This window comes from Desulfosporosinus sp. FKA, assembly GCF_002196785.1.
GTDB classification, from domain to species: Bacteria; Bacillota; Desulfitobacteriia; order Desulfitobacteriales; family Desulfitobacteriaceae; genus Desulfosporosinus; species Desulfosporosinus acididurans.
Genome location: NZ_NAHZ01000033.1, coordinates 73,742 through 87,484, shown reverse-complemented (window position 1 = coordinate 87,484; position 13,743 = coordinate 73,742). Strand labels below are relative to the sequence as shown.

13 protein-coding genes are annotated in these 13,743 nt (G+C 41.1%); 1 reads left to right on the top strand and 12 read right to left on the bottom strand.

All coding sequences use genetic code 11. The features are described from left to right. Positions 1-58: 58 nt before the first annotated feature. From B5771_RS19730 to B5771_RS19715, 4 genes are all read right to left on the bottom strand, one after another. Entirely contained in the window at positions 59-790 is a 732-nt protein-coding gene (locus tag B5771_RS19730) for a phosphatase (protein WP_088189304.1), read from the bottom strand. A 291-nt stretch (positions 791-1,081) separates the two neighbouring features. After that, positions 1,082-1,660 (bottom strand): hypothetical protein, encoded by a 579-nt coding sequence (locus tag B5771_RS19725; protein ID WP_088189073.1) that lies wholly within the window; start codon positions 1,658-1,660, stop codon positions 1,082-1,084. A gap of 100 nt (positions 1,661-1,760) precedes the next feature. After that, complete coding sequence (locus tag B5771_RS19720) at positions 1,761-2,621, bottom strand: ATP-binding protein (protein WP_088189072.1); 861 nt, start codon at positions 2,619-2,621, stop codon at positions 1,761-1,763. Positions 2,622-2,654: 33 nt separating this feature from the next. Further along, the gene (locus tag B5771_RS19715) at positions 2,655-3,416 is read right to left on the bottom strand and encodes a DnaD domain protein (RefSeq protein ID WP_047808130.1); all 762 of its coding nucleotides are present in this window, start codon (positions 3,414-3,416) and stop codon (positions 2,655-2,657) included. Between the two features lie 227 nt (positions 3,417-3,643). Here B5771_RS19715 and B5771_RS19710 point away from each other — a divergent pair, with 227 nt between their 5' ends. Continuing rightward, positions 3,644-4,234, top strand: a complete 591-nt coding sequence (locus tag B5771_RS19710; protein WP_088189071.1) for an HD domain-containing protein — start codon at positions 3,644-3,646, stop codon at positions 4,232-4,234. A gap of 36 nt (positions 4,235-4,270) precedes the next feature. Here the strand turns inward: B5771_RS19710 and B5771_RS19705 are convergent, their stop codons facing one another. The 8 genes from B5771_RS19705 to B5771_RS19670 form a co-directional block, all read right to left on the bottom strand. Beyond that, positions 4,271-6,004, bottom strand: a complete 1,734-nt coding sequence (locus tag B5771_RS19705) for an MBL fold metallo-hydrolase (protein ID WP_088189070.1) — start codon at positions 6,002-6,004, stop codon at positions 4,271-4,273. A 100-nt stretch (positions 6,005-6,104) separates the two neighbouring features. Continuing rightward, positions 6,105-6,749 (bottom strand): response regulator transcription factor, encoded by a 645-nt coding sequence (locus B5771_RS19700; RefSeq protein WP_088189069.1) that lies wholly within the window; start codon positions 6,747-6,749, stop codon positions 6,105-6,107. Then, positions 6,746-7,888 (bottom strand): sensor histidine kinase, encoded by a 1,143-nt coding sequence (locus B5771_RS19695; RefSeq protein ID WP_088189068.1) that lies wholly within the window; start codon positions 7,886-7,888, stop codon positions 6,746-6,748. Before B5771_RS19695 ends, B5771_RS19700 begins: the two co-directional genes overlap by 4 nt. 111 nt (positions 7,889-7,999) lie before the next feature. Continuing rightward, complete coding sequence (locus tag B5771_RS19690) at positions 8,000-8,932, bottom strand: hypothetical protein (RefSeq protein WP_088189067.1); 933 nt, start codon at positions 8,930-8,932, stop codon at positions 8,000-8,002. A 229-nt stretch (positions 8,933-9,161) separates the two neighbouring features. Continuing rightward, a complete protein-coding gene (locus B5771_RS19685; RefSeq protein WP_047808135.1) occupies positions 9,162-9,956 on the bottom strand; it encodes a methyltetrahydrofolate cobalamin methyltransferase in 795 nt (264 codons plus the stop codon). 73 nt (positions 9,957-10,029) lie between these two features. Continuing rightward, positions 10,030-10,992, bottom strand: a complete 963-nt coding sequence (locus tag B5771_RS19680; protein WP_088189066.1) for an acetyl-CoA decarbonylase/synthase complex subunit delta — start codon at positions 10,990-10,992, stop codon at positions 10,030-10,032. A 15-nt stretch (positions 10,993-11,007) separates the two neighbouring features. Then, positions 11,008-11,769 carry an AAA family ATPase gene (locus B5771_RS19675; RefSeq protein WP_088189065.1) on the bottom strand — a complete coding sequence of 254 codons (762 nt, stop codon included), beginning with the start codon at positions 11,767-11,769 and terminating at the stop codon, positions 11,008-11,010. A gap of 22 nt (positions 11,770-11,791) precedes the next feature. Further along, on the bottom strand, positions 11,792-13,696 hold the full coding sequence (locus tag B5771_RS19670; RefSeq protein WP_088189064.1) for an ASKHA domain-containing protein: 1,905 nt from the start codon (positions 13,694-13,696) through the stop codon (positions 11,792-11,794). Positions 13,697-13,743 lie beyond the last annotated feature (47 nt).

Here is a 13,743-nt window from a genome sequence, read left to right as displayed (position 1 = left end):
CATTATCACAGGCTCAGGAGCCCTAAGAAACAAATTAAACTTCCGGAACATAAACTTATTAAATGGTTGTAAAACGCCTTCTGCGTCGATCTTGTAAATAATCAAGCACCCGTTGAGGTGAAATATTGAGAATCTGATCTTCCAAGATCCCTGCTTCCTCAACTAATTGCAGAGATCGATCGAAGACACCCACCCTATCCCAAAAGTGAGCATCACTGCCTATAATAATGGGGCCCTTATATTTTGCCATATAACTTGCAAAGCGATGACAATTCTCCTGAGTCTCCTTTTTCCCGGCTGCAAGAGAGCTGTTATTAATTTCAACCGGGACTTGTAATTGAGCTGACATATAAGCGATCTTCTCTAAGTCTAATTCGAATTCCGGTCGGCCTGGATGAACCATCATATCGGTAAAAGGATTTTCCATGGCTTTAATATACGCTTGGGTGTTTTGTTCAATTGTTCCACCCGGATAACATTGGACATGAAGGCCGGCTAAAACCAGTTTCATTCGGGTTAAATAGTTTATGGGTAAATCCAGCTCGCCTTCATGACTGATAATATTGGCCTCGACTCCCGGCAGGATCCTTACCCCGTAAAGTTCCTCAGGCATAATTGCTAAATTTCCGAAATGATATAAAGAAGGTGCCCCTAACATACTGGGGCCATGATCCGTCATCCCTAATAATTGTAATCCTTTCCGAGAAGCAGCTAAAGCGTTTTCGGAAATAGTGCTATAGGCATGTCCACTAGAAATTGTATGCGTATGTAAATCCACTAACATTTTCATCTGATTCACCTCGGGTTTATTATACCTCCCAAATTACTCTTAAGCAAAATTTAGGAAATGCAGAAAGAGGACTATATTCACGCATATAGCCCCCAACTTTTTCAACTATGTTGTAAGTTGTTAGTTCCAGGGTTTTAAACCACAACAGCCACTGGTCCTTCGTTAACTTCAGATGGGGTAGAGTCCTCCTTCGCCGCTAAGTATTCCTATTGGGAAAGGCGGCTCGGCAATAATGTCCACTGGACATTATTGTATCTGAAGCTCCGATGTTCAGCTTTAGCGTAAGCGAGTTCACTGCTTGTTCCCTGCAGCTGGAGCTTTAACGGTTGAATCGACAATGAAACGAAAACTGGCTTCCGTAGCTCGATCTACCCCGCCGGCCGGATTGGGTTTAATTCTTACAATCATCAGATGCTGCCCGGAAGTCGCGCTTTTTCCAAGGGCATCACCTAAACATTTTATCTGGCGAAAAGCAATTCGAGCTTTAGCACCCGGTTCCAAAGAAGGCAATACACCGGGAGAAATTACTTTTTTAGTTTCATCGCCTGCCAGAGAGACTTGTAATTCTACAGGTATGTTTGTCATTTTTTTAGCAGTCGTATTCTGAACCGTTACAATTAGATCAAAGGTTTTACTAGCAATTACTTGCGCACCTTTTAAAGTTACATTGCCGTAATTTAGGTCTTTCACAACTGAGGCCGGTTCCACATTTACCCCCAACATTTGAATTTCAGGTGTGACAGTTACGCTAGATCCGCTCGTTTGTTTCGTCTGCCAGAACGAATACCCGGCAAGTCCAATTAAACAAATTAATAAGCCACTGGTTAGCATTACGAGATATTTACGATTAAGAGCTATAATTTTAGTCAAAGCTGACAACCTCCTATAATTCAGATTTATTCTATAAAAAAAGTATGCATGTCCTTTTAAAGACATGCATACTTTGAAAAATTTTTTTGAATATGCAAGGTTACTTTTTAGCTTCACGTTCCTGGTAAATCTGATGGCGAATATCTCTCTCCACAGTTAAACGAAAGATGCGCGATGACTGAATAATTCTTGAAGTAGTACGTACCCCTAAATATTCTTCCATTTCCTCAAGGGATAGGTTCGAAGTGAAGATCGTAGGAAGTTGATCGTTCATACGATAGTTAATGATGGAATAAAGCCGATTTCTTGTCCAATCAGTATAATTATGTGCACCTAAGTCGTCAAGAATTAAAATTGGTATCGTTCTCGCCGTATCAAGCAAATCCAATTCATTGACGTCCGATTTGTACGTTGCTCTCAACTCATCTAAAAGATCAGGTACAACTAAAAATAAAACCTGTTTTTGTGCTTCCATAAGTTCATTGGCAATTGCAGCGGCTAGAAACGTTTTACCAGACCCTACCGGACCTGTAAACATTATCCCAAGTGCATAAGAGCCGGCCCTGCATTCTTCCACGAAACTTTGAGAAGCACGTAAGGCTTTTATGGCGCTTTCATGGTGACTTTGATCGCCAACATTTGAACGATAATAATCAAACTTAAAGTTTTCAAAACGGCATTTTTTTAATTCTCGAGATATGCGGGCGGTTCGAAATTGATTATCCAATTTCTTTAATGTCATACAGCTGCAAGGAAAGGCGACATCTCCCTCCAGCAAAATTCCTCTATCTTGGCAAAGAGGGCATTTATATGTTTCAGAAGGTTGATGACATTCCTCCGACTCAATACTATGAGTTCCTAAAGAAGTATGTTGGACCTGTGAGTTCTCAAGTAAGTTTATTGCCGTATTAGTTTCCGTCGATAGTCCCTTATTGGCCAAGATATCACTGATACGTTTCATACAATTAATACCCTCCCAACTGGCCCTATTCTCTTAAAGATAAAAGTTGTCATACTTGTTCGAAGAAGTTTTAGGCCCCTGTTTTTTAGGCCTTGAAACCTTTTTCTCTTGCCGAGCTTGAAAATATGCATCCTCAGCTTCTACTTCCATCTTCGTTCGTAATCCTTTTTTCTCCCATTCTCGAAGTATCGAATCTAAATACCTAAAGTTTCGGATTCCTGCGCTAACTCCTCGTCGTAATGCCTCGATGATAAGTTCTTCAGAAAAATGAGTGGCTAGCCAACGATCTAAGTTCTCGCATTCAATACTTGTTAGAGGTCTTCCAAGTTCTTGTTCAAAAACACGAACTAAATTTTCCATTGGCGATTTTACAGGAGTCGGGGCAGATGTTGATTGAGTTTGCCGTAAAGTTCGTTCCTCTTCTAATTGTTGAGAACGTTCAATAGCCCACAATTCCGCAAGCTCATCAATTAAAGCAACAAAACAATAACTATTTAGCCACTTTTGTTCAGCAGAATTCCAGTATCGTTCGATTGCCAGTAAATTTCTCTCCACCAAATGGCCGACACTTTCTTCGATTTCCGTTAAAGTAGCACTCATACGAGCAGCTAAGGTAGCTAAGGAGGGATAAGGATTGGTCTCTGCTTCACAGAGAATCTGAATTAAGACCATTACTTCACGATCTGTTATACCCATCGTTTTATAGTGAGTTAATAGATATTTAGGAACTGAAACGACTCCAGAAAAGAAAAGAGCTTGTGTAAAGCTCCCATAAACACTTGTCTTATTGCTCATGTGCAAAATCACTCCCCGTTTACATCCATGAAAAACCATTATAAATATTCCTGGATTATTCTCGCTTTTAAACAATATTCCTGCTCAAAAGTCAAAGACTTGACTCCATAATAATCGAATCAAAAGATATCTAAGAGTCATTAGCAATAAAGTATTTCCATATTTTAGGAGGATTTTTTCTTCCTTTGGCGTATATAGTTTCAAAAGAAACTAAGGAGGCCAACTATATGAAGTTCCGCCAAGAACTTATTCAGATCGTCGAAAAATCAGGTGCTCATCCTGCCTGGGGAATCAAACATTGTTTTAGGGTATACCATTTGGCAAAGGAACTATCCTCCCATCTAATGCTTGATGATGAGGTGTTATTTGCTGCAGCAATGCTTCATGATACGGGGAAATACCCTATTTATGCTATCAAAAATGTTGACCATGCATTACGCTCAAAAGGAGTGGCTGCTAACCTTTTACAACAAATGATGTTCTCTTCCGATAAGATACCTTTGATTTTAGACGCTGTTGAAAATCACATGTATTATTCCGAACCGGGTCGCAGTGACGAGGCTGTATATTTACGCGAGTCTGACATACTGGATAACCTGGGAAATATCGGTTTAATGAGATTATTTAGCTGCGTAGGGCAAGATGAATTAATTCAAACACCTGAGCAAGCTGTTGAACGGGCTCGACTTTTCGCTGACGCTTTGCCTGACAAAGTATCCACCAAATCCGGGAAACGATTGGCTATTAAGCGACGTGAAGAAACCCTCCGCTTCCTTGCGGGAATCAAACGTCAAACGGCAGAGTTTGCCTGGATCTAATAACAATTACCTTGGATAACAGCACATTAATTCATTCTATTTGCGCCGATTGACCTCCTCTTGATCTTCGAGCCATCGGGTCAAGCCGTCAAGCAGTTCAATAATCCGGTCATAATTGCGAGAGCGATTACCTTCATCAAGCATCTTTTTAAGACGATGTCGAAGTCTAATGTAAGCTCTGTTAACTTGGGCTCGTGAATGATGAGATTCAAGACGACTTGTCCGTTTCGTTGGCAAGGATACAGACTGTGGTCTTGATTCTTTAACAGGGGGCTCTGCAGAAAGAGCTTGATTCGCCTCTGCAGTCCTCGCTGCAGTATTCTCCAATATCCAGGGCTTGTCAGGAGCATGCCGAACAAACTGATCAGATATATATTCAAATACTTCTCCTAATTGAGGGATAACTGATGTCGTTCCGAATATATCCTTAATCTTCTCAGAAAACGTAGTTTGAGCCTCTAATTCTCCGTGAATAAGAACAATCTGCTCTGCCTTTTTCCCTAAAAGCGACAGCCACTGAAGAAGTTCGGCTTGATCAGCATGGGCAGATAAGCCATCCATATGCTTTATGCGGGCTTTGACTGCTACTTTTTCGCCGTGAATAGTTACTGTTTCAGCGCCTTCAGAAAGAAGTCTGCCTAGAGTTCCTTGAGCCTGGTAGCCGACAAACAACACAGTAGCATTACTGCGCCATAAATTATGCTTTAAATGATGTTTAATCCTACCGGCATCAGCCATTCCACTGGCAGCAATTATAATAGCGCCGCCTTCTATTTCATTAAGAGCCATGGATTCTTCAGCAGTTTGGCTGAAATGTACATTTGCCAGTGTAAGGGGACTGCTTCCCTGTTTAATGAGCTCACGAGTTTCTAAATCAAAGTGTTCTGTATTTTCTTGAAATATCTTAGTTGCAGCAATTGCTAAGGGGCTGTCTATATACACAGGCAGAATTGGTATTCGATGTTCGTCCTGTAGTTTACGAAGATAATAAAGAAGATCTTGCGTACGCTCTATAGCAAAAGCCGGAATAATTAAATTTCCTCCAGCTTCGTAGGCAGAGCGAATCGTTTCGGCAAGTTGTTCCGCACGATCCGTCATCTTGCCAAGTTCGTCATGAAGACGGTCCCCATAGGTCGTTTCCATAATCACGATTTCTGCATCACTTAAAATACTTGGGTCTTCAAGATAGGGTTGATTAACATTACCAATATCGCCGGAGAAAACAATGGATTTAATAAAGTCTGCTTCTTTGACATGAAGTACGACATGTGCAGAACCTAAAATATGTCCCGCATCATATAGTTCAAAGGATATGGTTGGAACCAAATTAACGAGTTCATGATAGGATATAGGCTGAAAATATGGCAGGGTGTCCAAAGCATCCTGAACGGTATAAATCGGATCTAACGGTTTAAGTCCGGCCCTTTCTCGTTTTCTGTTTTTTCGTTCGATCTCCATTTCTTGAATGTGACCGCTGTCAGGCAACATGATAGAACATAACTTAATCGTCTCAGGTGTCGCCCATATCTTGCCTTTAAATCCACGTTTCACCAGTTTTGGGAGCATACCTGAATGATCTGTATGAGCATGGGTCAAGATAACAGCATCCAGACTGGAAGGATTATAGGGAAAGTCTCCGTAATTCAACTCTTTAAGTGCCTTTGATCCCTGAAACATCCCACAATCAATTAAAATTCGCGCTTTATCGGATTCCACGAGATACGATGATCCAGTTACAACTTGAGCTGCACCAAAAAAACTAATCTTCATGAATAATCCTCCACTTATAAAAGTCTGAAAACCGAAACGGCCCTTAACTATTCGAGTTTATTTCATCTTACCTTCTAGAGGCTTATTTAGCAATAGATTATTATTTTATTACATCCAGTTGAATCAATTTAAGTTTAACAGCCTTCAGTGCTGCTTGAGTCCGATCTTCCACTTCCAATTTCCTGTAAATGCTGGACAAATGATTTTTTACTGTCTTTTCACTTATAAACAAAGCGATACCAATTTCTCGATTTGAAGATCCTTGAACCACATAATGTAAGATCTCTAATTCTCGATCACTAAGGCCACATGTATTCTTAACCGGTGGTTGGGACAGTTGTCCCATTAATTTTCCGGTAACAGCCGGTGACAAAATCGGTTCACCGTTATATACCTTGTATATCGACTCTATCAGTGTCTTCGAGTCCACATCTTTGAGTAAATACCCGGCAACACCAATTTGCAGTACTTGAAAAACTTTATCGTCAGAATCATCTACTGTAAGAACTAAAATACCGATGTTAGGTTTTTCGCGACGAATAACCCGCCCCGCTTCCAGTCCATTAACCCCTGGCATATTTAGATCCATTAACAAAATATCGAATTCCAAAGTCCGTGCAATATTTATGGCACCTTGTCCATCTCCAACTTCTGCCACGACTTTAATGCCATCTTCAAATTCCAAAATACGCCGTAACCCCTCTCGCAAAAGAGGGTGATCATCGGCGATAACTATTTGTATCATGGTTTGTCCCCCCCCTCAAGCCTTGATGGAATTGAAAATTCGATAATTGTACCTTCCCCACAACAAGATTGAAGCGAAAAACGTCCATAAAACATTTCTACTCGTTCCCGCATACCTATAAGACCGAAATGCTCTCCCGGCATCTGCATTGTTGAATCAATATCAAAGCCTTTTCCATAATCCTGAATTCGAGCTGAAGTCCAATCGTCTTGAAAATTAAGAACTATCTTAACTTTAGATGAATGTGCATGTTTGGCCACATTTGTGATGCCTTCTTGGATTAATCGAAAAAGTGCCACTTCCATTGTTGGAAAAAGCCTTTTTTCAGATCCATCAATAAGCAATTCACATTCAATCCCATAGGTTTCACTAAAATTATCCAGATATTTGGAAATTGCTGCAATCAGTCCCAAGTCGTCCAGCGCCATAGGACGTAAATCAAAAATAATTCGTCGGATGTCTTGAAGGTTTGCCCGAACCAAATTTTTTAGATCCATCAGTTCTGCCTTTACACGACTGGGATCATACTCTAACAACTTTCCAGCGATCTCTAAGCGTAAAACAATATTAGCGAGAGTTTGAGCCGGTCCATCATGTATTTCTCTGGCAACACGCCGTCTTTCGTCTTCCTGCGCCTTTATAACTCGCAACCCTAGCTCTTGACGTTGTTCATGGCATTGGAAATTAAGGGCTCCCTCAATCCCGCCTTGTAATAAACTAATCGCCATGCTTACCTGGGTCATTAAGTTTTGAGCTCGTTCAATAGTTGCTTGCATCTGATTTAAGGATCGTTCCAACTCATCCCTTCGCTTACGTAATTGCGCTTCTCTTGATTGCAGAAGCTGCAATGTTACCTGGGCGTCTTTTGCTTCTGCATAAGCTTCAATCATTTCCTTTTGCGTATATTTTTGAAAGGATCTATTAACTTCCATTAACATCATGCGTTTTTGTCGATCAACTTTTTCCTGAGTATCCACCTGAGATATAATCTCAGAAATATCTGACTTTAGCTGAGAGAGCTCGTTTGTTAATCGAAGGGTCTCATTGCGCGATGTTTCCGCTATAAAAAAAATCTCCTCTTTCCCCGATTCAATCGCGGCCAAAGTATTTTTTATAATTTCCCCCAACTTATCAGACAAAAAATAAACCTCTTTTCATCGTTCTTTTCATCGTAATGTCGTATTACAAAATAATATATAAATTATTCGACAAAGAAATAGTATTTCCTACTACCAGGTAATAAAAAACCATTATTTCACGAGTGCTCTGCCTTTCTGCCGTAAAATCTGTCGAATCCCTCTTTCCACTCTGCGTGGGTATAATAGGTCTTCATAACTGCAAATCAACGCCTTCCATCCTTGTCGATTTAAGAGTTTAGCATTGCAAAAATTAGTGGGATCATCCAAACAAATCAGTAAATCTTCTATTTTGGCGAAGACTGGCTGATTAGCGACTTTCATATTCCATTGAATTGATTTGCCCGGATAGATTGTTTTTAACACATACTCTAACCGCTCTTTTGCTTCGTCACTATGAGATTGGCAATCCAGACCCTTTTCATCGTTTACACGAGATTCTAAATTGAATTCTTGACCTTTCTCATCATTCTTATGCTGTAAGTTCATAGGAACTTGTGCAGATTCTATGGCTTCTTGAAACGGCTCCTGATAATTCTTATTTGTTTCATTTACTAAAGATAGAGCTGAAGCTATGTTTTCTGAGCATTCTTCAACGTCCTCATCCTTGTGAATAGATAATTCCTCTTCGCTTGCAAAATCTTGATTTGAGGATATTATTTTATCGAAATTATTATAAACGTCTTCAGCTGGAAGCTTGAGAACCACCGGTTCAGAAATCTCCTCGTTTCTTCCAATATTTATTGCCTGAGAGACCCCTTCAGCTAGCATTCGACTCTTTATATCAGCAAAAGAAGGAAAGTTATTTATAATCTTCTTAGCGGGGAGCTGTTGTTCGATAAGTTGCTCAACACCCTCCTTAAGGTATTCCGGTGGAAATATTGCGATACTTTGCAGTAATATTGTAAGCTTGACAACAATTCGACATCCTTTGTTAAACTCCGTTTCAGCATCTACGCCTTTTAAGAGGCAAACTGTGAAAATCTTTTCGGTAATTTGCTCAATCCATTCATGAATTCGAGGATCATTATGGAAATACGTTTCCAAAAAATCCACCTCCAGATTTAGTTTCTGTAGATAGCTATGCTTGTATCTTCTTTAGTATGAATAGAAATTTGTTTAAGCAAATAAAAAACTCCCCAGATTTTCTGAGGAGTTTTATTTGAATAGCCAATTGTTTTTTCTAATGTCCGCTGGACATTATTGGATCTAAAGCCACGATGTTCAGCTTTAGCGTAAGCGAGTTCACTTTGTAACTTATTGAGAAGGTAACGTGTTATCGGGAGCGGAAAACTTTCAAATAAGAATCGGCATAAATGCTCTTATTCAGCAGGATTTGAGCCGTTGCGGCCACATCAACCAAATCATCATCATTAGCGTCCATAATGGCTGCATCCAGTCCGCAAGCAATAGCCATTGCCAGGTAGGTTCTATTGATCAAATTGCGATCTGGTGACTTTTGGGATACATTTGATAAGCCAAGAACAGTACGGGGAGCTGGATCGGCCAACATTTTAACTTGACGCAGACTCTCTAAAACCTCGGGAGCATGTTCCTGAGCAACGTTAACCGGTAGAATCAAGGGGTCTATGAAAAGATCTTCCATTCTCAGTCCGTATTCATCAGCTGCTGCCACTAATTCCATGGCAAAAGCCACCCGGTTTTCCGAGTCTTTAGGAATGCCCTTTTTATCCATGGTTAAGCCAATAACACCGGCATTATATTGAATGGCCATTGGAAATACACGTTCAATTTTAACTTGCTCAGCAGGGCAAGAATTGATAATTGCAGGACGTTTACAGACCTTCAAGCCCGCTTCAATAGCATTATAATTCGTGGAATCAAGAACCAAGGGCAAATCTGATACTTCTTGGATAACATTGACCATCCACTCATAAGCTTCAACACGTTCCTCTGTCGGAATGGCGGGGCCGGAGTTAACGTCCAGATAATGAGCTCCGCCTTCTTGTTGTTTTACAGCCCAGTGCTGAATTGGTTTAGGGTCTTTACTACGAAGGGCATTTCCAATGTCAGTAAACATTCCATTGATACGTTCTCCAAAAATAAGCATTAAATCACGACCTTTCATTATTATCAAACTGATATTAGAGAAAGTCAAAATTATGAGCAACCGTTGAAAAAGGTTATTTACTCATCATATCTGCTATGTTTTTCTGGACTAAACGCACCGCAGCAGGATTACGCATAATAAGAATGCTGGCACCAGCTTGGAGCATAGCTGAAGCCGTCATGGCTTCCCAAAGAACACCTCTATCTTGGAGATCTCCCCATCCTGGAAACTCATCTGCCGAAGCGTTAGCTTCTTTGCATCGGTTTGACTCATAGCCAACGGTACAAATCATAGGCATCGAGAGCATTTTGTCGTTAGCCAAAGAGCCTAAGCGAGCACGCTCCATAATTGAATAAGCATATTCGATTCCAAAGCCGAGTCCGCCAATCATTGGATCAATGACAATTTTATTGAGTGCTAAACCCATTTCATTGATTAAAATATTAAGCTGTTTGCAGATATTAATATCGAGTGGAGAACGGGCAATAATCGTATGCTTATGAACCATTGCCGCAGCTGTAATCGATTTATAGTTATCTTGCTCCGCAAGTCCGATAAGAAGATTCTCTCCTGCAGCCGCTTCAGCAATTACAGCCATAATTTCATTATTCTTATCGTCATTATCACACCCGACAACGATAAGAGGAACTCCAACAGCCGCCAAAACCTCTTTCACAATCCGGGCACAATCTTCAGGAGACCGATTTTCTCCATCGGGATCAGCGCCATTTAACTTTAGGTAAATTAAATCAGCTTTAAATTCTTCAACACATTTTTTAGCCCAGGCAGCCGGATTATTAAGAACATCCCCAAATTGGTTCATTATTGTCTCGTTCCATGTCGGTACTATGTCATTGACTTCCATAGCAATGACTGGACGGTTTTTCAGTTCTCCTTCAAAGTGAAGAAACGGTAAAGCACTATCTCCACCCACAGTGATGGTTGAAGTTCGAGTTCCTCCTTGTTCAGAAGTTGCACCGAGGACAACCTCTCCGACTTTACTTGTATATCTCTCTTTTACTAATGCAACGGACATGAACTTCTCTCCTTTCTAGTTAAAGATTCCGGCACGATTCAAAATGCTTTGCACAGCCTTGACCGAGACGGCATCATCTGGTAAATCGAATAATGGCTTTCCTGCCAAGTCATATTCCGCAACCATTGGATCAAGCGGAATATCCCCTAATAAGGTGAGACCTGTTTGCGCAATTTCTTCTTTGAGCAATTCCAAACTGTCGGTATTTGTCTTAGTGACAATTAAATATAATGTCCCAACTGCAGATTTTAGGCCTTGAATAAGCTCATAGACCCTTCGGGCAGAACGGATTCCTCGTGCTGACGAATCACTAATGACAAACATGACATCAATATGAGGAATTGTTCGACGACTAATGTGTTCAAGGCCCGCTTCGGAATCAACGACTACATAGTTATAGCCTTCTCCGATAGTCTCAAGATGTTTGCGCAGGATATCATTTGGATAACAGTAGCATCCTGCTCCCTGTGGTCCACCCATGACAAGAAGGTCTATATCCTTAGTCTCCACCATAGCCTGTTGAAGTTTATACTCGATAAAGATATTTTTAGGCATTCCTGTGGGAATGGCTTTAGGATCTTTACTTTGCTCAAGCACATCTGAAATTGTTCCAGTAACTTCTAAACCTAAAGCCTCATCCAGATTTGCATTAGGGTCGGCATCAACGGCAAGAATAGAAATTTCTTTTCTTTGTTGAACCATTTGTTTTAATAATAATGCAGTAAATGTCGTTTTCCCTACCCCGCCTTTACCTGCAACTGCTATATATTTTGCCATTTAAAAGACCTCCATTTTAACCTTAATGACAAGATGGAAATAGGGATAAGTCGGTATGCGGCAAAAACAGAGCGGATACATACTCGTCCATAAATGTTGCCCCAACCGATAGTTCAACATAAGTCATCTTACGTCCTAACTCTTCCGCTTCCCGCCAGGCAGCTTGGGATAATAAGGCCAGTCTTGCTCCTTTTACGGAAGAATTCCCAATAAATTCAAACCGTTCCGGTTCAAGATCGGGCAGCAAACCAATTTGAATGGAATCATGAACATTGAGGTAATTACCAAAACCGCCGGCGATCACGATACGGCTGATCATTTCAATGTCGACGGCAACCATATTAAGCAAGGAACGAATCCCGGCATAAACAGCGCCTTTAGCACGAATAATATTTTTCACATCATTTTCAGTAATGACAACGTCTTTTTTGCCGCCTGCTTGGTGTGCCCAGGCTAAGACAAATTCTTTATCATCAGCGGTCGCCCGTAAGCGCTCAGATCCTGAGGGATGGCCCAACTGAAAGTTCCCGGCCCGGTCGATAATGCCGACATTAAGCAATTTGGCCACGCAATCAACGAGCCCTGAACCGCAGATTCCAACCGGCAAACATTTTCCAATTACTTTAAGGGATACATCCAGAGTATCCGGATCTATAACGACTCGCTCGATAGCCCCAGGCATGGCTCTCATGCCAAAGGTTATCCCGCCCCCTTCAAAGCTCGGACCTGCAGAACATGCACAAGATACAAGCCAATCTTGATTGCCGAGAACAATTTCACCGTTAGTGCCAATATCGATAAATAATGTAATATCTTCTTCGTTGGCTAAATCGGTAACTAACGTTCCTGCAACAATGTCACCGCCAACATAACTTGCAACCGAAGGATAGCAATGAACCAATGCCTCGGGTAACATGTGCAGACCGGCATCACGGGCCGTAACAGAAGGTACAGTCGACATAGTTGGAATATAGGGTTCCAATCGAATGTACTTTGGATCAACACCTAAAAACAACTGGGTCATTGTTGTGTTTCCGGCCACCACGGCACTAGAAATGTCCTTTGGGCTGATCGAATGACGACTTAGAAGTTTATCCAGAAGATCATTGATCGTTTCTAAAACAGCTTGACGTATTTCTTGTAAGTTTTCTGCATTTTCAACCGCAAAAACGATCCGAGAAATAACATCGTCTCCGTAGCGTGCCTGCTTATTGTAGGATCCCTGCTGATCAACAATCTGACCACTGGAAAGTTCTATTAAATAAACTACGACAGTCGTTGTACCAATATCAATCGCCAGCCCAAAAAGAGGGTTATCATTACCTGCTTCAACATTTGTCACCATAAAACCAGATTCGAGATCTGTTAAAGTAACTGAGACGTCCCAATTGGCTTTGCGCAGTATCTCAGGCAAATGTTGAAGAACTGATAAGGGAATGTGGATAGGTTTATCTCCAGCTTTGAGAACACGTCGAAGTTCCATATGAAGTCGAGCCCAATCATTGGTATTTTCCGTCAAAGTTGGAGCCGAAAGTACTATTCTTTGTTTTGTTGCCAAAGGGTGATGCCCAAACTTTTCAAGCAAATCATGTTCGCTTTCCCGTAAAAGTCCTTTTTGTGAATCTCCTAATAAGACCTGGTGTTCTTGGAGCCTGGATTCAGGAGGCACCTCGATGGTTAGGTCTCCTTGAACAATCGTTTGGCAGGCTAACCGAACTCCCTTGGCAAGTTGTTCGGGCGTGAGGTTTCCAGTCCCTAATACTTGAGGTTCCCCAATCAGAACGACTACTTTACAGGCACCGCATGTTCCTTTACCTCCGCACCCTGATTTAATGTATATTTCAGCTTGAGCTGCTGCGGTGAGCAACGATGTTCCCATTTCTACTTGAATAATGCGGTCATCGGGCATGAATTTGATTTCGGGCATCTTATTCACATCCTTAATCTACTGAAAAATCCCTTTTACAAATCGAA